The organism is Campylobacter sp. IFREMER_LSEM_CL2090 (assembly GCF_025771865.1).
Taxonomy (GTDB): domain Bacteria; phylum Campylobacterota; class Campylobacteria; order Campylobacterales; family Campylobacteraceae; genus Campylobacter_D; species Campylobacter_D lari_D.
This window is the reverse complement of record NZ_JAKMRA010000008.1, coordinates 26,163-45,932: the sequence shown is the minus strand read 5'-3', so window position 1 is coordinate 45,932 and position 19,770 is coordinate 26,163. Positions and strand designations below refer to the sequence as shown.

Below are 19,770 nucleotides of genomic sequence, written 5' to 3'. Positions count from 1 at the left end.
TTTTACTTTAAAAAGTATTAATTTTGCTTAAATAAAATTACGCCATGAGAGCATTTGTTTTTTTTACTTTATTAGTTTTATTTTTTGCTTTGGCACATTGGTATATTTATAAAAGATTTTTAAGTAGGGTTGATTTTTTAAAACCTTATAAGAAGTTTGTATTAGCTTTTATTTTAATAGTTTTTGCATGTGAATTAATCTTTTTTATAAATATGCGCGGGGACTTTTTACATGAAAAGCTTTATTATATTTTAGCTATTTTTCCTACTATTACTTGCTTTTTCTTGCTTTTTGGAGTGATTTTTGAAATTGGTTCTTGGATTTTTTTTAATGAAAATAAAAAAGAGCAAATTTTCAGTGTCCAAAGAAGAAAGTTTTTAAAATTAATTTTTGATTCTTGGCTTATTATACTTAGCGTTAGTATGGTATTTAAAGGTTTTGTAAATGCTATTAGCACACCTAAGGTTAATGAGGTAGATATTAAAGTTAAAAATTTAAAAGAAGATTTAAATATAGTTTTACTTTCTGATGTGCATTTGGGAAAAAATTTAGGAGAAGATTTTTTAAAAACCTTAATCGGTGAAGTTAATGCTTTAAATGCTGATATGGTTATTATAGCTGGGGATTTAATCGATGCAGATATTGCTAGTATGCCTTATATTAATTTATTAGAAAATTTTAAATCAAAATATGGTACTTATTTTGTTTATGGAAATCATGAGTATTATAATGATATAAATGCAATAAGCAAAAAGCTTAAAACTCTTAAAAATTTCAAAGTTTTGGAAGATGAAAGTATTGATTTTGGGGATTTTACTTTAAGTGGGACTTTGGATTTGGCTGCCAAGCGTTTGGGTTTTAAAGAAAGCAATATAGAAAAAATCAAAACTCAAATCAATCAAGAAAAGGTTAATATTTTAATCACTCATCAACCAAAGTATGTAAAAACTTATGATGTAAGTGGGTTTGATTTGATTTTATCAGGACATACACATGCAGGACAAATTTTCCCTTTTTCTTTGCTAGTATATTTAGAACAAGGTTTTGTGTATGGGCTTTATAAATTAAGCAAAGATAGCTTGCTTTATGTAAGTAGTGGAGCTGGATTTTGGGGGCCTGCTGTGAGATTTTTAGCCCCTAGTGAGATAGCTTTGATTAGATTAAAAGGAGAATGAGTGGGATTTAGCAATAGTGCTTCAAAAATGTTTGGAATCATAGCAAAATATAAATTTCCAAAAATCATACAAAAAAATATTAATAAAGCTTATGTAAATGCTTTTAATATCAATATGAGTGAATTTAAACCTTTAGAAGAATATGAGAGTTTAAATGCTTTATTTACAAGAACTTTATTAAATGAGCGAGAATTAGAAGATGGCTTTATAAGTCCAAGTGATGGTAAAATTTTAGAACTTGGAAGTAGCTTTCAAAATGATTTAAAAGAAAATTTAGCCTTTAGCATTAAAGGTTCAAGTTATAGCATAGAAGAGCTTTTAAAAAACTCAGCTAGTAAAGAAGAATTAGAAAATGGCATAGATTATGCAAATATTTATTTATCTCCAAAAGATTATCATCATTATCATGCACCTTGTAATATGCAAATTTTAAGTGCTACTTATATGAGCGGGGCTTTATTTAGTGTGAGCGAGGTAAAGTTAGCTAAAATTATAAACCTTTATACTAAAAATGAAAGAGTAGTTTTAAAGTGCTTAGTGGAAGGAAAATTTATACTTTGGATGGTATTTGTGGGTGCGCTAAATGTCGGTAAAATGCACTTTAGCTTTGATACTAGCATACAAACTAATGCAGCAAATTTTGATTTTACTCATACCTATGAAGATCTTTTTGTAAAAAAAGGCCAAAGACTTGGAAAATTTGAGCTAGGTTCAACTATAGTTTTAATCGCTCAAAAAGGGTTTTTAAAATTTAGTAAAAATACTTATGAGCAAGTTGAATTTTCTAAGAAGATTGCGGACTTTGCTTAGTTTCATCTTCATTAGCAACTTTATATAAAAAGGCAAAAATTTCAGCCACTGCTTTATACATATTAGGTGGGATTTCATCGCCTAGATCAAGTTTGCTAAGCACTTCTACTAAGTCTTTGTCTTCTTTTATGGGTATGCCATTTTCTTTGGCTAAAGAGATGATTTTAGCAGCGTTTTCACCTTTGGCATTAGCTAGGATTTTTGGTGCATTTTGTTCTTCTTTGTTATAGCCTAGTGCAACGGCTTTTTTTGTTTTTTTAGCCATTTTTAAGCCCTTGTGTCAAAACCCATATTAAAGTCATTATATTCTTCTTGATTGTGAAATTTACTTTTAATTATATCGCTGATGAAAAAATTAGAGCTTAGAAGTCCTACTTTAACTAAGGCTTTTTTTAGTTCATGTGCTCTTTCATAAAGTTTTTTTCTAAAATTAGCATTTTCTATCATCATATTTATATCGATGTATTTATCATTACTTAGAGATAAAAATACATTGATTTTTCCTAATTTTTCAAATTCAAGATTAATTTGTGCATAAAATTTATCTTTTTTACCGCGTTTAAAAACTACATTAGATTTTTCTAAATCATCCCAAAAGAAAGGTAAAAAAGTATGAATGCTATTATTGGCTAAAGATAAAAGTTGGTTAAATTCAAGCTGAGCTATAAGACGATTTGCTTGATTTAGTATGCTTTCATTGTCTAAATTTTTGGCTAGATTGGAAACTTGTAAAAGAGTGGATTTAATATCTTTTTGTAATTCTGAAGAAATTTCTGTGCTATCTTTTTGGGTGATTTTTCCAAGATCTTTTATAGAAAGTTCTAATTTTTTTTCTATATTTTTTATATCATCTAAAGAATTTTTTGCCTCATAATTTTTAGGATCTAAAGCTTTTAAAACTTCATTGAGTTTTCTTCCTATTAAGCCTAGTTCTTTGTTTAGATTGTTTAAAAGCTCTTCTTGTAAATTTTGGCTAAAATTAAGATTTTTGCTTACATTTTGTTTGAAAATATCTTCTAGTAAAATTTTGCCTGAAGTGCTTTTAAATATATCCTCTAACTTAGTATTATTTGTTTGTAAATTTTGACTTTTATTATCATTTTTACTTAAATCTTCAGTATTTTTTTGTGGTGTTTTCGGCTCTTCTTTGGGGTTTTCTTTGATATCTTTACTTTGTGGTATTTTTTCTTCTTTTGTGTTTTGAATTTCTTTATCTTTTGCTATGCTTTCTTGTTTTTGTTGAGTTTCTTTTTTATCCTCTGTGCTTTTTTGTGGAGTTTTTATTTCTTCTTTTAACTCTTCTTTGATGTCTTTAGTGTGTGGAGTTTTATTTAAATTTTCTTGTGTTGTTTCGGTTTTGTTTTTGTGATTTTTTATATCTTTTAAAAGTATTATAAAATCTTTTATATTTTGGCTAAGCTCTTTTAGTATATGAGTGTTTTGAATTTTTATGTTTTCTGGTTTAGCTAGTTCTTTGTTGATAAGTGCTAAATTTTTATTAAGATTTTTGATAAAATTATCCGCAATATTTTGGAGTTTTTCTTGACTAATAGAACTTGGGTTTTTATTGATATAATTTTTAAAATTTTCTATTTTATCAAATAGCTTAAAAAGTGTTTTGTAGTTTGTATTTTCCAAAGAAATTTTATTATCTTTTTTGTGATTTTGTAAGATGTGAATAAGCTCTTTTAAGGTGCTTGTAGTATCAAGATTTTTAAGATCTAAATTACTTATATCGTGTTTTAAATTTTCACTTGTAGCACCTTTTATAGTACTTAAAAGATTAAAAAAACTCTGTGGTAAATTTTGTTCTTTTAAAGAATGATTGAGCTTTGCTTCTAAAAATATGCCTGAATTTTTCACTAAAGATGAAAGATTTTTATTATTAATATCTTTAGCAGGCTTGACTAAATCTTCTAAAATTTTAAGCAGTTTTTCAAATTCAGGATTTTTTGAAAGCTCTACTTGGAGTTTTTTTACTTCATTGGCAAAATTAGGTGCAAAATTTAAATCTTTATGATTTTTTAATATTGCCAAATCAGGATCTTTATTGGTTTTGATTTGATCTAAAAGTTTATTAAGTAATTCTTGTAGTTTTTGATCAATTTTGCTAACATAATCTTTGGGTAATTTAACTTCAGAATCGCTTTTGGAAAATAAAGGATTTTTTAACACATCATTGAGAGAGGTTTTTTTGTCTGATTTTTCACTTTTATTTTCTTTATTTGTTTCATTTTTTGCAAACTGATTTTGATTATTAGAGATATTAGTTATCATCTAGCATTACCATATTACCAGGTTTTCTTTTAAATTTGGTAAGTTTTTTAAATTTTGGTTTATCGATGGCAAATAGTATCAAAATACTTAATAAAACTATATAAAAATACATAAAGCCATAAGCTTGAAAATAATACATCAAAGTTCCCAAAACTGCAGGTGCAAATAAAGCACCAAAAGAATAGGTAAAAAGAACTGCTCTGCCAAGTTCAACTCTTTTGCTAGGATTATCAAGCATATCATTTGCTCGTGCTAAAGAAAGAGCGTATAAACAACACATACCCATGCCTAGTAAAAATCCAAAAAAGTATTTTAGATAAATATTATATTCTAAAAGTAGTATGCAAAGCATAGCGCTTAAAGCAATAAAAGCACACAATATAATGGCAAATTTTCTGCTAATTTTATCAGAAAGAGTTCCGATATAAAGTTGCGAAATAAAGCCACCTACCATAGTAGAGAAAATAAAAATAGAAGCTTCTTTTGCGCCAAATCCTTGTATAAGTACAAATAAAGAAGCCATGGAAAAAAAGCCATTTAAAAGCATGCCTGCTATAAAACTTGTTACTAAGGCTAAAGGCACTATATCAAAGACCTTAGGAATGGAAATTTTTGTTTTTTGTGGTAAAATAGGCTCTTTAATGCGGATTAAAAATAAAGGAATGGAAGCAAACATAATAAAACTAGCGCTTAAAATAAATACTGTATTACTTGGAAAGTCAAAAGACATAAGTAAAATTCCAAAACCTGATGATGAGTAAAATACAACCTCATAAAAGGCTATCACTCTTGAGCGAATAGTGTTTTTTGCTTTTTCATTAAGCCATGATTCTATTACCATTAAAAGTGCATAATAGCAAAAACCTAGCAAAAATCTTAAAAACATCCAAAAATAAAGATTAGAATTTAAACTATGAAGCATGGTGGCTATACCAAAAATAATAGCAAAAATTCCAAATGATCTTATATGTCCTACTTTAGAAACTATTCTATGGGCACTAATTGTACTTACCATAGCACCAAGAAAATAACAACTTCCTATTACACCTATATAAAAATTACTAATATTATTATGCTTTAAAATAATAGCTATGGAATTTACTGTTAAAGCACTTCCTATGAAAACAAAAATCATACCAAGAAATAATGCTGTTAGTGATCTAATCGTTCTTTTTGAGCTTAACATTTTCTTATTAAAAAATTATATATTAATACCGCTATGGGTGTGACAAACATTGCACAAAACAAGGCAAAAATACTCATTAAACCTTGAAACTCTAAAAATAAAAATCCTGCTATTAAAAACACATAAGCAAAAATTTTAAATAAAGAAAAAAAAGCTAATGCGTTTTTAAAAATACTTTTAAATTTTGGTTTTAAATCGTCATCTATATGGATAAATTTTATAATTTTTGGCAAAGAATATTGTTTTTTAGCAAAAATTTGTAAAGGTCTTTGCGTAAAATCATAATTTTTAGCTGCTTTAAAAATAAAATTTTTATAATTTAAAAAAGATATTAGAATGATTAAATTTTGAGCTAAAAAGCCAAATTCAAAGCTTATAAAGGTTTTAAAGCTTAATTCTTTGTAAAAAAAAACTCCTGCTAAGAAAAGTAAATTTAATCCTAGCAAGAGTTTTAATAAAATTTTAGGCTTTAGGATCATTTTTTAAATCTTTATAGCGATTTTCTTCTTTAAATTCTTCGTAACTTTTTACTTGTGCTTTATAGGCTTTGTAAACATTTAAAATCGCCGCAGCTACTCCTATAAACACTCCTACCCAAAAAAGCCAAACAATACCGGTTAAGTTTTTTAAAAAATAGCCTATACCAACTCCGATTAAAACAGCCACAACCATGGATATACCAAGGCTTAATCCATCTGCAGCTTCTATACCTTTGCGAATGATTTTTTGTCTTTTATTCATAATGCTTTAAAACTTTCTTGTGCTGCTTGTATAGTTTTATCAATGATTTTTTTATCCATACATTCACATATAAAACCTGTTTCAAATTGAGATGGTGCTAAATATACACCTTTGCTTAGCATCTGTGCATGAAATTTGGCAAATAATTTAGTATCTGATTTTAAAGCGTCTTGATAATTATTAACAGGGTTTTCACAAAAGAAAAATCCAAACATAGAACCAACGCAATTAACTTGCAAAGGAATTTTGCAATCATTTGCAGCTTCTTTAAAGCCTTGAGTAAGTCTTTTGCCTAGTTTTTCTAATTTTTCATATAAGCCTTCATAATTTCTTGCTTTTTTTAAGCTCGCATAACCTGCAGCCATAGCAAGAGGATTGCCACTTAGTGTTCCTGCTTGATATACCCCGCCCAAAGGACTTAATAAATCCATGATTTCAGCTCTTGCAGCAAAAGCAGCTGCAGGAATACCTCCGCCTATAACCTTACCAAAAGTTACTATGTCAGCTTTTATATTATTAACCCCAAAAGAGCCAAGATATGAAGCTCTAAAACCACTCATAACTTCATCAAAAATTAAAAGAATTTGATGCTCATCACATAGTTTTCTTAACTCTTGTAAAAATTCTATTTTAGCAGGTACTAAACCCATATTTCCTGCAATTGGCTCTATGATGATACAAGCTATATTATCATCATTATTGATTAAGTTTTTAACACTATCAATATCATTATAAACGGCTACTAGAGTATTTTTAGCTACATCGGTTAAAACTCCTAGTGAGCTTGGGGTGTTAAAAGTAGCTGCACCGCTTCCAGCGCTTACCAATAAAGAATCAGAATGCCCATGATAACATCCTTCAAATTTGATGATTTTATCTTTTTTACTAAATCCTCTTGCAAGACGAATAGCACTCATAGTAGCTTCAGTGCCACTACTTACAAAACGGATTTTATCCAAATGTGGCCAATCTTTTAAGATAAATTTAGCCAATTTAGTTTCAGCTAAAGTTGGCGCACCAAAGCTCGAGCCATGCTCTAATGCTTTTTTACAAGCTTTTTCAATATCCTCATCACAATGTCCAAAAAGTAAAGGTCCCCAACTTTGCACATAATCTATATAAGTATTTTCTTCTATATCGCTAATATAAGCACCTTTGCCTTGTTTGATAAATAAAGGATTGCTACCTACACTTGCGAAAGCACGCACTGGGGAATCTACCCCACCTGCTATATACTCACAAGCTTCCTCAAAGGCTTTTTTATTGTTTTTCATTTTTACTCCTTTTATTGCTAGTAATATAATCATAAAGTGATTTTATTTCATCTTCTGTTAGCGAGTAAGTTGGCATAATGCTTTTTGCCTCTTGAGGTTGATTTAGAATTTTTCTAAAACGCGTATAAGGAGTGTTTTTAATACTTGGCACAATAAAAGGAATTTTTTCTCCATTTTTAGTGTAATAACCTAGTATTTGTTGACCTCCATCGCCATGACATTTAGCACAACTTATGCCTCTTGGATTTTTGTAAAGGGACTCTTGGTATTCTTTAGGAGAGATAAAATCTTCAGCCCAAGCACCATAAATTATAAAAAATAAAAATAATACAATTTTCATTCATTGCCTTTAACAAAAAAAGAAGTTTTGTTATGATACAATTTTTTAAGTTAAAGAAAGCTATAAAATTTAAGGAAAGAAATGACACTTTTAGATGGTAAAAAGCTAAGTGATAAGTTAAAAGAAAATTTAAAACAAGAAGTATTAGAACTTAAAGCTCAAAGTATAGAGCCTTGTTTGGCTGTAATTTTAGTAGGCGAGGATCCTGCTAGTGCTACTTATGTGGGTTCTAAAGCAAAAGCTTGCGAGCAATGTGAAATTAAGTCTTTAGTTTATAAACTTGATGTAAATACAACCCAAAATGAGCTTTTGGCTTTGATTAATACTTTAAATCATGATGATAGTATAGATGGAATTTTAGTTCAACTTCCATTGCCATCGCATATTAATAAAGATATAATCTTAGAAAGTATTAACTTTAATAAAGATGTAGACGGCTTTCACCCCTTTAATGTCGGAAATTTAAATCTTAATTTAAAAGGTGGTTTTTTACCATGTACACCTTTAGGCGTTATGAAAATTTTAGAACATTATGATATAAAATTACAAGGAGCTAGTGTAGTTGTAATAGGAGCTTCAAATATAGTAGGCCGTCCTATGGCTACTCTTTTGTTAAATGCTAATGCTAGTGTGAGTATTTGTCATATTTATACAAAAGATTTAAAAGCTTATACAAAAAATGCTGATATTGTTATCGTAGCAGCAGGTTGTCCAAATCTTTTAAAAGAAGATATGGTTAAAGAAGGTGTGGTGGTAATTGATGTTGGGATTAATAGAGTTGATGGAAAAATAGTAGGCGATGTCGATTTTGAAAATGTTAGTAAAAAAGCTAGTTATATCACTCCTGTACCAGGTGGAGTAGGGCCTATGACTATTGCTATGCTTTTAGAAAATACTATAAAATCAGCTAAAAATAGGATAAAAAAATGAAATTTTTGAAGAAAATTTATAAATTTACACAATCTTGGACGGGAACTTTAGTAGTTGTTTTATTGATTATATTTTTCTTTATACAAGCTTTTACTATACCAAGCGGTTCTATGAAAAATACTTTATTAGTAGGGGATTTTTTATTTGTAAAAAAATTTTCTTATGGTATTCCAACCCCGCATATTCCTTGGGTGGAAATTCCTGTTTTACCTGATTTTAATAAAAATGGACATTTAGTAAGTGGTGAAGGTCCTAAAAGAGGGGATATTGTGGTATTTAGATATCCGCATGAACCAAAAATCCACTATGTAAAAAGATGTGTGGCTAAAGGCGGAGATGAAGTAGTTTTTGCAAATAAAACCTTATATGTGCGTATGGTTGAGGGTGATGAATATATGAAAGATTATTATCCTAATAAAACAAAAATCATAGGCGGAAGACTTTTTGTAAAAGAGCCTTTTGTGGAAAAAGGAATACATTATGATTCTAGAGTGGATATAGACAGTGTATTTTTTCGCTATTTAAATTTGGGGCAATTTGCTATGAAGCCTGCTTCTTTTGATGAATTAGGTGCTAATAATATTTATGGTTTTAATGCTTATTATTATAAAGTACCTGAAAATGAATATTTTATGATGGGCGATAACCGTGATCATTCTAGCGATAGTCGATTTTGGGGAAGTGTAGATTATAAATATATAGTTGGGCAACCTTGGTTTATTTATTTTTCATGGGATGAAAATAAAAAAGTTAGATGGGAAAGAGTAGGGCGTTTAGTTGAAACTATAGAAAAAGATGAACGCTTTATTCATCATAATGAAAGCGACATAGAAGCTTTAGAATAATTACCCAAAGAAACAAATAAAAATAGTTTGTGTAGAAAATGTATAGTTTCTACACAAAATTTTTTAAAAATATACAATCTTGATTTTACTCGTAGAATTTTTTAAGCTCCAAGTTGTAACAATTACAAAAATTAAAATTAGTATAAGATAAAAGGATAGAAAATGCTAAGCCAAAGATCTCAAAATTTAGGAGAATCCTTAACTTTAGTAATGACTGATATAGCCAAAACTTTAAAAGCAAATGGTGAGAAAGTTATTAGTTTTTCGGCAGGTGAGCCTGATTTTGATACTCCAGAAATCATTAAAAAAGCAGCAATTGAAGCTATTGAAAAAGGTTGTGGAGCTTATACGCCAGTTGTGGGTATAAAAGAAGTTATAGAGGCTATACAATATAAATTTAAAAATGATAATAGTTTAAATTATAAAACAAGTGAAATCATTACCAATGTTGGTGCTAAACATTCTTTGTTTATGGCGATTGAGTGTTTAGTTGAAGAAGGTGATGAGGTTGTCATTCCAAGTCCTTATTGGGTGAGTTATCCTGAAATGGTAAAATTTGCAGGCGCAACTCCTGTGTTTATAGAAGGTGAAGCAAAAAATGGATTTAAAATCACCCCAGAACAATTAAAACAAGCTATTACTTCAAAAACTAAGGTTTTGATGTTTAATTCTCCATCAAATCCTACAGGAGCTATATATTCTAAAGAAGAAATAAGTGCTTTAGCTAAGGTTTTAGAAGGAACTAAAATAGTAGTTTTAAGTGATGAAATTTACGAAAAATTAGTTTATGATGGAGAATTTTGTGCTTTTGCACAAGTTAGTGAGGATGCTTTAAATAGAACTGTAAGTATTAATGGTCTTAGCAAATGTGGTGCTATGCCAGGGTGGCGTTTTGGATACATGGCAAGTAAAATGAGCGAGTTTAATAATGCTGTTAAAAAACTACAAGGGCAAAGTACATCAAATATTTGTTCAATCATCCAACACGCAGCTTTACCAGCCTTGCTTGGAAAAGCAGATAATGATATTGAAATGATGAGACAAGCCTTTTTAAAGCGTAGAGAATTAGCTTGTGAAATTTTAGCCAAAAGCGATAAGTTAAAATTAGAACAAATTCCACAAGGAGCTTTTTATTTATTTATATCTTGTAAAGAAGTTGATAATGATTCTATGAGATTTTGTAAAAGACTACTAGAAGAGCAAAAAGTAGCTTTGGTGCCAGGTATTGGTTTTGGCATGGAAGGGTATTTTAGGCTCTCTTACGCAACTAATGAAAAAGATATTATTGAAGGTTGTGAAAAAATCGTTGAATTTGTAAAAAACTACTAATTTCTTAAGCCTGTTAAAAACAGGCTTTCTTTCAAAAAAACTTATAAGCAAGTCTTTGGTATGATTATGCAAAAAATACAGGAAAAATAATGGAATTTGAAGTTCAATATAAAAGTGCAAATGCTAGAGCTTGTCGTATAAAAACTACACATAGTGAAATTTTAACTCCTATTTTTATGCCCGTTGGAACTTTGGCTGCGATTAAAAGTTTAGATGCTGTTGATATGAGTGAGATTTTAAATGCAAAAATTATTTTAGCAAATACTTATCATTTGTATTTAAGGCCTGGTTCTAAAGTGATTAAGCAAATGGGTGGCCTGCACGGTTTTAGTAAATTTGAAGGCTCTTTTTTAACAGATAGTGGAGGTTTTCAAGCTTTTTCTTTAAGTAAAAATTCAAAACCTGATGAAAAAGGTATTCAATTTAAAAGTCATATCGATGGAAGTTTGCACTATTTTACCCCGCAAAGTGTTTTAGATGCACAATATGATTTTAATTCAGATATTATGATGATTTTAGATGATTTAGTGGCCTTACCTGCAAGTAAAGAAAGGATAGAACTTTCTCTAAAACGCACTATAAAATGGGCAAAAGAAGCTATTGATTATCATAAGTTAAAACAAAGTCAAGGTGTGGGAATAGGGCAAAATATCTTTGGTATTATCCAAGGTGGGACTGATTTTGAAGCTAGAAAAATTTGCTCTCAAGCACTTTGTGAGATGGATTTTGATGGGCTTGCTATAGGTGGATTAAGCGTGGGAGAAGAAAATGAGGCTATGTATGATACGGTTGAAGCTATGATGCCTTATGTGGATAACAATCGCCCTAGATATTTAATGGGAGTTGGTACGCCTGAAGATTTAGTAGAAAATGTAGCAAGAGGTGTGGATATGTTTGATTGTGTGATGCCAACAAGAAATGCAAGAAATGGTACTTTATTTACTAGCTTTGGAAAATTTAATATCAAAAAAGCAGAATTTATCACTGATCATGCCCCTATAGACAGCAAATGTTCTTGCTATACATGTAAGAATTTTTCAAGGGCCTATTTAAATCATTTATTTAAAGCCAAAGAATTAACCTTTTTTAGACTTGCAAGTATTCATAATTTACACTATTATTTAAATTTGGTCAAGCAAATGCGTGAAGCTATTGTTAAAGATGAATTTGAAAATTTTAGAAAAGAATTTTATAGGCAAAGAATGTGTTAAATGATGTTTTAAAACAAATTATTAGCAATATTAATATATCAAATGCTTATTATGAATTTGATGATTTTGATATTTTCACTCTAGATATAACTAAAAATTCTAAAAGTGTATTTGTTTTTAAAGAAAATCAAATTTTTGAGTATAAAGATGAAAATTTGATTTTATTTTCTAATACGGAATTTATAGCTATATTAAAAGAAATTTTGCAAAATGAAAAAGAAAAAAATAATACCATTAACCTTTCTATAGAAAAAAGAGAGGAGTTGATTTTAGAAAATAAAAAAGTAAAGAATTTCTTGACAAAATATTTTATATTAAAAGTCAAGCTTAGTAAAAGTTATAACATGGTTTCTTCTGTTTTAGAGGCTTGTAAAATTTGTCATAGTAAGCATCATTTTATAAAGAAAAGTTTAAAAACAATTATTTTAAATTTAGCTGTTTTGGAAAAAAATATTAAAGAAAATATATCAAGATTAGAAGGGATTTACACTTATATTAATACCGCAAGAAATGAAAAAATAAATAAAAATATTTACTTTTTAAGTATTATGTCTGCAATTTTTTTACCTTTAAATTTAATCGTTGGATTTTTTGGTATGAATACCAAAAATTTATTTTTATCTGAAAATGAATATGGAACTTACTATGTTTTGGCTGTGATTTTAACGATATTTTTTATTTTATTTTTATGGTATCAATTTAAAGATAAAAAAGAATTAGATTTGGATGAATTTTCTGTAAAAAAGAAGTAAGTGGTACGCCCAAGAGGATTCGAACCTCTGACCTTTTGAACCGCAATCAAATGCTCTATCCAGCTGAGCTATGGGCGCAAAAATAAAGAGTAATTCTATCAAAAAATTCTTAAAATTAGCAAAAATAAATATTTTTATAGAATTTTTATATTTTTATGCTAATCTTCTTTTTAATATTTTAGCTTAAGGCAAAGTCATGATACATAAGATTTTAATAGCCAATAGAGGTGAGATTGCAGTAAGGGTGATCCGTGCTTGTAGAGATTTGCATATACAAAGTGTTGCTGTTTATACTGAACCTGATTATGAGTGTTTGCATGTAAAAGTTGCTGATGAAGCATATAGAATAGGAACTGATGCCATAAGAGGGTATTTAGATGGTAAAAGAATAGTTGAGATTGCTAAAGCTTGTGGAGCTGATGCTATACATCCTGGATATGGTTTTTTAAGTGAAAATTATGAATTTGCAAAAGAATGCGAAGAAGCAGGGATTATCTTTATAGGTCCAAAATCAGATGTTATCCGCAAAATGGGTAATAAAAATATAGCAAGATATTTAATGAAAAAAAATGGAATCCCTGTAGTTCCAGGTACTGAAAAGTTAAATCATTGCACATTAGAAGAAATCAAATTTCAAGCTTTAAAAATAGGCTATCCTGTAATTTTAAAAGCTAGTGGTGGTGGCGGCGGTAGAGGCATACGCGTAGTACATAAAGAAGAGGATTTGGAAAAATCTTTTGAAGCATGCAAAAGAGAAGCACTAAGTTTTTTTAAAAATGATGAAGTTTTTATGGAAAAATATGTTATTAATCCAAGGCATATTGAATTTCAAATTTTAGCAGATAATTATGGTAATATCATTCATCTTTGTGAAAGAGATTGCTCAATACAAAGAAGACATCAAAAAATCATTGAAATAGCACCTTGCCCAAGTATTTCAGAAAAACTAAGAAAAACCATAGGAGTTACTGCAGTAGCTGCTGCAAAAGCTGTAGGTTATACGAATGTTGGGACGGTTGAGTTTTTACTTGATGATTATAATAGATTTTATTTTATGGAAATGAATACAAGAATTCAAGTAGAACACCCAATTACTGAAGAAATTACGGGGATTGACCTTATCACAAGACAAATTCGTATAGCAAATGGGGAAATTTTAGATCTTGAGCAAAGCGATATAAAACCAAGAGGTTTCGCGATAGAAGCTAGGATTACAGCAGAAAATGTATGGAAAAATTTCATTCCAAGTCCAGGCAAAATTACAGAGTATTTTCCAGCTTTAGGGCCATCTGTGAGAGTGGATAGTCATTTATATAAAGACTATACTGTACCACCTTATTATGATTCTTTACTTGCAAAATTAATTGTTAAGGGTTCAAGTTATGATAGTGCAGTTAATAGACTTGAGAGAGCTTTGAAAGAATTTGTGATTGATGATATTAGAACAACTGTTCCATTTTTGATTGCAATTACCAAAATAAGAGAATTTAGAAGAGGGTATTTTGATACTTCTTTCATAGAAACACATATGGAAGAGCTTTTGGAAAAGACAGAAGATAGACACCAAGAAAATAAAGAAGAAGTAATTGCTGCTATAGCTGCAGCCTTACAAAAGATAAAAGAAAGTAGGCAATCATGAGTTTTTTAGATGAATTAAAAGATATAAAAAAAGCACTCCAAAAAGAACAAGGTCAAATAAAAAAAGAAAAGGTTAAAGCGAGTAAAAGCGGAGTTAGTATGAAAAATACTGACTTAGATGCTATACAAAAAGACTTAGCTAAGCAAAATGAAGATAAAAAGCAAGAACAAGAATTTGAAGATATGTTTTTAAAAGAAGAGCGCTTAGCTAATGAATTTATGGAATTTGTAAAAAATAGTGATATTAAAAAGATCTAATGAATAATATTATTGGTTTTTGTACTTTAGAAGAAGAATGTCCTTATCTTGAAAATAGATATTGTAGAAATGAGTATAATTATATATCTTTTATTAACAAAGCGCAAAATCAAGAATTAGTTTCAAGAGGTTGGCGTCGCTTTGGATCATATTTTTCAAGACCAATATGTAATGATTGTAATGAATGTCAAAATTTGCGTATTTTGGTAGAAAATTTCCATTTTAGTAAAAGCTATCGTAGGGTTTTAAAAAAAAATATAGCTACTAAAATAATCTTACAAAAACCTTCTTTAAGTGATGAGCATTTACTGCTTTATGAAAAATATCACCATTATCAAAAAGATAAAAGAAATTGGAAAATTTATGATTTAAATTTTAGAAAATATTACAATCTTTATGTAGATAATGCAGGTACTTTTGGATATGAACTTGATTTTTATATAGATAATAAGTTAGTGTGTGTTGATTTGATTGATATTTTAGAAGATGGAATTTCTAGTATATATTGTTTTTATGATCCTGATTTTTCACATCTAAGTCTTGGAAAATACTCGCTTTTAACAGAAATCAAGCTTGCACAATTAAAAAAATTAAAATATATTTATTTAGGATATTTTGTAAAAGGGTGTCAATCTTTATCGTATAAAGCCGATTATAGTCCAAATGAAATTTTAAAACACACTAGTGCTTTAGATGAACAGGCATTTTTGTGGAGTTAGGTTTATAGAGAGGATTTTATGCAAGTAGTGCAAACTTTAGAATCTGTTAGTGTTAATACTGATGATTTTTTAATGTTTAAATATTTTCAAGATCTTATCCGTAAAAATTTTTCTAAAGTTATAGGTAATAAAAATAAAACCCTATCTTTTTTTGTGGAAAATGAAATTCCTCAAAGAAGATATTTTTTAAAACTTGTTAATCACAAGTATAAAAAAAATACTGGAAACCAAATCGATAATCTTGCTTTTGCGCATTATAAGACCTTTAAATTAAATCTTGCTCAAGCAAATACTTTAAAGCCCGTAATCTTTGCTAAAATAGGTTTTGCACAAAAAAATATCTTAATAACTTTAAGTTCTAATGAAAAAATGTTTGCTGTATATTTAGAGCAATATTTTAAAGGTCATAAAAGTATGTATGATGAGAAAAATTGTATTTTTTCAGTAGAATACAAAGATGATAATACTTTAAATCTTTTAGAAATTTTAGCAAGCGTAAATGAGCATTTAAAATATTGTGTGGATTTTACAATCAATGAAACTCAACTTTTAGAATTTAGAAATAAAATGAAAAATAAAGCCAATACTAATTGGAAATTTAATGCTTTGGCTAAACTTTTTGAGAATTATTTCCAAACTTTAGGATGTAATTCTAGTGATGATTTTGCTACTATTAGACAAAATTATCTTAATTTAGTTAAAATTTATCATCCTGATCGCCATCAAGGTAAAAGCAAAATCGAACAAGCTTATTGTCGTGAGGAATTTGAAAAAATTCAGCTTGCTTATGAGAGTTTAAAATCTTTATATAAAAACAATACATAATCTCCAAATAACATCATTTTAAGTTGCAATTTATTAAAATTAATTTTTATAAAATTCTAGGAAGAAATTTTGGTTGCTGATAGAAAATTATTTTTTTTAAGTTGCATTCTAATAACTATAGGGATACTTTTTTCATATTCTTTAAGTGCTTTTACTGTGCTTTATTTAGAATATAATGAATTTCATTTTTTTATCAGACAGCTTTTTTTTGGACTTAGTGGTATAGCTATTATTTATTTTGTTTCAAGATTAAATCCTGATAGTAAAATGGCACATTATTTAATGATAAGTGTTTTGTTAATCTCTTTTTTATTTATACTTATTTTGCCTTTTTTACCGACCTTTCTTGCTACTGCAGCAGGTGGTGCTAAAAGGTGGATCAGGCTTGGTCCTTTATCTATTTCTCCTGTTGAATTTTTTAAGATAGGTTTGATTTATTTCCTTGCTTGGTCTTATACAAGAAGAATTGATGATAGCAAAAAAGCAATCAAACACGAAGTTTTAATTTTAATTCCTTATTTTATTTTAGCTGCTTTTGTTATTGGCTATATTTATATGACACAAAATGATTTAGGCCAAAGTGTTATCTCTTTTTTCTTGGTTTTTGCTTTAGCATTTTTTGCAGGAGCTAGTAAAAGACTTTTTGCTTTTGGCGTGGTTATTGTTGGAATGATTGGGGTTTTGGTGATTTTAAGTAATCAAAGAAGAATTCAGCGTATTTCTGCTTGGTGGGGAAATATCCAAGATGCGTTTTTACCTTTTTTTCCTGATTGGCTAGCAAGTGCTTTAAGAGTAAGCCATAACTCAGAACCTTATCAAATTTCACATAGTTTAAATGCTATAGCTCATGGTGGATTTTTTGGAGAAGGGTTGGGTCTTGGAACTTTTAAATTGGGATTTTTAAGTGAGGTGCATACGGATTTTGTTTTATCAGGGATTACTGAGGAAATAGGATTGTTAGGATTGAGCATTATATGTTTGATTTATTTGATGGTCATACTTAGAATTTTTAGAATTGCTGGGCGTTGTGAAAATAAGGTCCATTTTTTATTTTGTTCAGGTGTAGCTTTACTTTTATTATTTTCATTTTTTATGAATGCTTTTGGAATTATTTCTTTAACTCCATTAAAAGGGGTTGCTGTGCCACTTTTAAGTTATGGTGGCAGTTCTATGTGGTCTATTTGTCTTGGAATAGGTTATGTTTTAATGATTAGCAAGAAGGTAAAAATTTAAACTCATTAATTAAAATATATAAAAATTAACTTAAATAAAAAATATTCTATAACAACTCTTTACAAAAAACTTTTTTCTGCTATAATTATGCTCACATTTATTATAAAGGAGGCGGATATGAAGAAATACAGGCGTTTAAACACATTATAATCATTTATCAATTTTATTTTAATTTTAACAAAGGAAAAAAATGAAAAAAATATTATATGTTGTTTTAGCGTTATTTGGTATATTAGCTTTAGGTGCTTGTTCAAGCGATAAAAATCAAGCTAGTGCTTCTGGTGAAAAAGTTTATAAAGTAGGTATAGCTGCAAATTATCCTCCTTTTGATTTTATTAAAGATGCAAAAATTACCGGCTTTGATGTTGATTTATTGGAAGAAATTGCTAAAAGAGAAAATTTAAAACTTGAATGGGTAAATATGAGTTTTGATGGTTTAATTCCTGCCTTAAAAGCTGGAAAGATTGATATGATAGCTTCTGCTATGAGTTCAACTCCTCAAAGATTAGCAAGTATGGATTTTAGTGATACTTATTTCAATACTAAAAATTTATATTTAAAATTAAAAACAGATTCTAGTATTAGCGATAAACAAAGTTTGGAAGGTAAAAAAATAGGTGTTCAACTTGGAACTATTCAAGAAAGTGCTGCTAAGACTATTCCAAATGCTCAAGTAGTTGCAAGCGAAGAAATGTTAGCAGCAATTTTAGCTTTAAAAGCTGGCAAAGTAGATGCAGTTTTAACGGATAAAGATATTGGTAAAGGTTATTTAAAAACTAATGAAGAGTTAGAAGCATTTTTAGAAGAAAATGATGGAAGTTCAGGGTTTTGTATAGCTTTTGATAAAGGAAAACAAAATGAGCTTGTTCAAAAAATTAATGCAGGTTTAGAAAAAGTTAAAGCTGATGGTACTTACCAAAAAATCGTAGAAAAATACGATTTACAATAATTAACTTAAAGCCTTGATGCTTATATTCAAGGCTTTAAAAAAATATTCTATATCTTCTTTTGTATGCGTATAATGAAAACCCACTCTTAGCCAACCTGGTTTAGATTTTAATTCTTGATTGTCTTTTAGATTGAGTAAATCATGCCCATAAGGTCCTGCACAAGCACAACCTGCTCTTGTTTCTATCTTATAAGTTTTACTTAGTTTGTAAGCTAAATCAAAAGGAGAAATTCCTTCTATATTAAAAGCAAAAATAGGTAATCTATTAGTGATATTTTTTGCATATAAGATCATTTTTGGAAAATTTGTACATTGTTTGAAAAAATATTCACAAAGTTCTTTTTCTTTTTTTTCTATATTTTTTAAACCTATTTCATTGCGTATTTTAAAAGCCAAACTTGCTCTAATAAGCTGAATAATTCCAGGTGTGCCACCTTCTTCTAAATTTTCAACTTCGCATAAATATTGTTGAGATGTTCTTGAAACATAGCCCACAGTTCCACCTGCTGCAAAGCTAGGGGTATTGCCACATAGATTTTTTTTGATAGCAAGTAAGCCACAAGATCCTACACCTCCAAGTAGTTTATGAGAGCTAATAAACACTGCATCGTAAAATTTAGGATCTAAATTAGCATAAGGAGCTAAAGTGGAAATATCAAAAGCAACTATACCGTTGTGTTGTTTGACTAAAGTGTAAATTTTTTTATAATCACTTAAAATTCCTGTAACATTAGAAGCTGCATTAAAGCTTGCTATGATTTGTCTGTTTTTGGATTTTTGTAATAATTTTTCTAAAAAATTAAAATCTAATTCTCCATTTTTATCTAAGGGTACTCGAACGCATTCACACAAAGCTTCTCTAAATGAAAGTTCATTAGAATGGTGTTCATAGGGTCCAACTATAACCAAAGGTAAGGTATTTTTGTCTGTATTTTTAAAATATTTTTCTTTAATAAGTGGTGGTATATATAGACCTAAAAGTTCTTGAAATTTTTTTATAGCTGCTGAAGATCCATTCCCACAAGCTATAAGAGCAAAACTATCATCTAATTCAAGGTATTTTTTTAAATTTATTCTTGCGTTTTCATAATGCTGTTGTGTGATAAAAGAATTTAAAGAGCTATCTGAATGTGTATTTGCATAGGTAGTAAGAATTTTTTTAATTTCTTTTTCTATGCTTTTTAGTGCTAAAGCGCTAGCTGTAAAATCAAAATAATATATTCCTTTTTTTAAAATAATATCTTGTTTTAGTTTTTCAATATCCAAAAAAAATCCTCT

21 protein-coding genes and 1 tRNA gene are annotated in these 19,770 nt (G+C 28.8%); 13 read left to right on the top strand and 9 right to left on the bottom strand.

Translation table 11 applies throughout. The features are described from left to right. Nucleotides 1–44 precede the first annotated feature (44 nt). On the top strand, nt 45–1,175 hold the full coding sequence (locus L8V85_RS06075; RefSeq protein WP_263737665.1) for a metallophosphoesterase: 1,131 nt from the start codon (nt 45–47) through the stop codon (nt 1,173–1,175). Then, on the top strand, nt 1,176–1,985 hold the full coding sequence (locus tag L8V85_RS06070) for a phosphatidylserine decarboxylase (protein ID WP_263737664.1): 810 nt from the start codon (nt 1,176–1,178) through the stop codon (nt 1,983–1,985). On the opposite strand, the gene L8V85_RS06065 is transcribed toward L8V85_RS06070, so the two are convergent. Genes L8V85_RS06065 through L8V85_RS06035 form a run of 7 tightly spaced genes read right to left on the bottom strand, consistent with a single transcriptional unit; the run spans nt 1,960 to nt 7,803 of the window. Beyond that, the gene (locus L8V85_RS06065) at nt 1,960–2,250 is read right to left on the bottom strand and encodes a FlhB-like flagellar biosynthesis protein (RefSeq protein ID WP_133319292.1); all 291 of its coding nucleotides are present in this window, start codon (nt 2,248–2,250) and stop codon (nt 1,960–1,962) included. The two genes, L8V85_RS06070 and L8V85_RS06065, sit on opposite strands and share 26 nt — an antisense overlap. Before the next feature lie 2 nt (nt 2,251–2,252). Next, nucleotides 2,253–4,262 carry a flagellar hook-length control protein FliK gene (locus L8V85_RS06060; protein WP_263737663.1) on the bottom strand — a complete coding sequence of 670 codons (2,010 nt, stop codon included), beginning with the start codon at nt 4,260–4,262 and terminating at the stop codon, nt 2,253–2,255. Continuing rightward, complete coding sequence (locus tag L8V85_RS06055) at nt 4,252–5,448, bottom strand: MFS transporter (RefSeq protein ID WP_263660593.1); 1,197 nt, start codon at nt 5,446–5,448, stop codon at nt 4,252–4,254. Before L8V85_RS06055 ends, L8V85_RS06060 begins: the two co-directional genes overlap by 11 nt. Beyond that, the gene (locus L8V85_RS06050) at nt 5,442–5,927 is read right to left on the bottom strand and encodes a hypothetical protein (protein ID WP_012661294.1); all 486 of its coding nucleotides are present in this window, start codon (nt 5,925–5,927) and stop codon (nt 5,442–5,444) included. Before L8V85_RS06050 ends, L8V85_RS06055 begins: the two co-directional genes overlap by 7 nt. Beyond that, nucleotides 5,911–6,189 (bottom strand): AtpZ/AtpI family protein, encoded by a 279-nt coding sequence (locus tag L8V85_RS06045; RefSeq protein ID WP_039641170.1) that lies wholly within the window; start codon nt 6,187–6,189, stop codon nt 5,911–5,913. The genes L8V85_RS06050 and L8V85_RS06045 overlap by 17 nt, the downstream gene beginning before the upstream one ends. Continuing rightward, entirely contained in the window at nt 6,186–7,463 is a 1,278-nt protein-coding gene (gene hemL, locus L8V85_RS06040) for a glutamate-1-semialdehyde 2,1-aminomutase (RefSeq protein ID WP_263737662.1), read from the bottom strand. Before hemL ends, L8V85_RS06045 begins: the two co-directional genes overlap by 4 nt. Next, entirely contained in the window at nt 7,450–7,803 is a 354-nt protein-coding gene (locus L8V85_RS06035; protein ID WP_263659360.1) for a c-type cytochrome, read from the bottom strand. The genes hemL and L8V85_RS06035 overlap by 14 nt, the downstream gene beginning before the upstream one ends. Before the next feature lie 81 nt (nt 7,804–7,884). On the opposite strand from L8V85_RS06035, the gene folD reads away from it, so the two are divergent. The 5 genes from folD (at nt 7,885) to L8V85_RS06010 (ending at nt 12,870) form a co-directional block, all read left to right on the top strand. Then, nucleotides 7,885–8,733 (top strand): bifunctional methylenetetrahydrofolate dehydrogenase/methenyltetrahydrofolate cyclohydrolase FolD, encoded by an 849-nt coding sequence (folD, locus tag L8V85_RS06030; RefSeq protein ID WP_133319286.1) that lies wholly within the window; start codon nt 7,885–7,887, stop codon nt 8,731–8,733. Further along, nucleotides 8,730–9,578, top strand: coding sequence for a signal peptidase I (gene lepB, locus L8V85_RS06025; protein ID WP_220566758.1), 849 nt, complete (start codon nt 8,730–8,732; stop codon nt 9,576–9,578). Before folD ends, lepB begins: the two co-directional genes overlap by 4 nt. A gap of 162 nt (nt 9,579–9,740) precedes the next feature. Beyond that, a complete protein-coding gene (locus L8V85_RS06020; protein WP_263737661.1) occupies nt 9,741–10,907 on the top strand; it encodes a pyridoxal phosphate-dependent aminotransferase in 1,167 nt (388 codons plus the stop codon). A gap of 89 nt (nt 10,908–10,996) precedes the next feature. Further along, the gene (gene tgt, locus L8V85_RS06015; protein ID WP_263737660.1) at nt 10,997–12,118 is read left to right on the top strand and encodes a tRNA guanosine(34) transglycosylase Tgt; all 1,122 of its coding nucleotides are present in this window, start codon (nt 10,997–10,999) and stop codon (nt 12,116–12,118) included. Beyond that, nucleotides 12,112–12,870: a CorA family divalent cation transporter gene (locus L8V85_RS06010; RefSeq protein ID WP_263659363.1), complete on the top strand. Its 759-nt coding sequence runs from the start codon at nt 12,112–12,114 to the stop codon at nt 12,868–12,870. The genes tgt and L8V85_RS06010 overlap by 7 nt, the downstream gene beginning before the upstream one ends. A gap of 1 nt (nt 12,871) precedes the next feature. Here L8V85_RS06010 and L8V85_RS06005 read toward each other — a convergent pair. Then, nucleotides 12,872–12,948, bottom strand: a tRNA-Arg gene (locus L8V85_RS06005). A gap of 118 nt (nt 12,949–13,066) precedes the next feature. On the opposite strand from L8V85_RS06005, the gene L8V85_RS06000 reads away from it, so the two are divergent. The 6 genes from L8V85_RS06000 (at nt 13,067) to L8V85_RS05975 (ending at nt 18,492) form a co-directional block, all read left to right on the top strand. Next, nucleotides 13,067–14,509 carry an acetyl-CoA carboxylase subunit A gene (locus L8V85_RS06000; RefSeq protein WP_263728781.1) on the top strand — a complete coding sequence of 481 codons (1,443 nt, stop codon included), beginning with the start codon at nt 13,067–13,069 and terminating at the stop codon, nt 14,507–14,509. Continuing rightward, on the top strand, nt 14,506–14,766 hold the full coding sequence (locus L8V85_RS05995; RefSeq protein ID WP_263661557.1) for a hypothetical protein: 261 nt from the start codon (nt 14,506–14,508) through the stop codon (nt 14,764–14,766). Before L8V85_RS06000 ends, L8V85_RS05995 begins: the two co-directional genes overlap by 4 nt. After that, entirely contained in the window at nt 14,766–15,485 is a 720-nt protein-coding gene (locus L8V85_RS05990) for an arginyltransferase (protein WP_133319279.1), read from the top strand. The genes L8V85_RS05995 and L8V85_RS05990 overlap by 1 nt, the downstream gene beginning before the upstream one ends. 18 nt (nt 15,486–15,503) lie before the next feature. Next, nucleotides 15,504–16,310, top strand: coding sequence for an adenylosuccinate lyase (locus L8V85_RS05985; RefSeq protein ID WP_263737659.1), 807 nt, complete (start codon nt 15,504–15,506; stop codon nt 16,308–16,310). 69 nt (nt 16,311–16,379) lie between these two features. Continuing rightward, on the top strand, nt 16,380–17,543 hold the full coding sequence (gene ftsW, locus L8V85_RS05980; protein WP_220566762.1) for a putative lipid II flippase FtsW: 1,164 nt from the start codon (nt 16,380–16,382) through the stop codon (nt 17,541–17,543). 190 nt (nt 17,544–17,733) lie between these two features. Beyond that, nucleotides 17,734–18,492, top strand: a complete 759-nt coding sequence (locus L8V85_RS05975; RefSeq protein WP_263671483.1) for a basic amino acid ABC transporter substrate-binding protein — start codon at nt 17,734–17,736, stop codon at nt 18,490–18,492. On the opposite strand, the gene L8V85_RS05970 is transcribed toward L8V85_RS05975, so the two are convergent. Then, nucleotides 18,493–19,758 (bottom strand): aminotransferase class V-fold PLP-dependent enzyme, encoded by a 1,266-nt coding sequence (locus L8V85_RS05970; protein WP_263737658.1) that lies wholly within the window; start codon nt 19,756–19,758, stop codon nt 18,493–18,495. Nucleotides 19,759–19,770 lie beyond the last annotated feature (12 nt).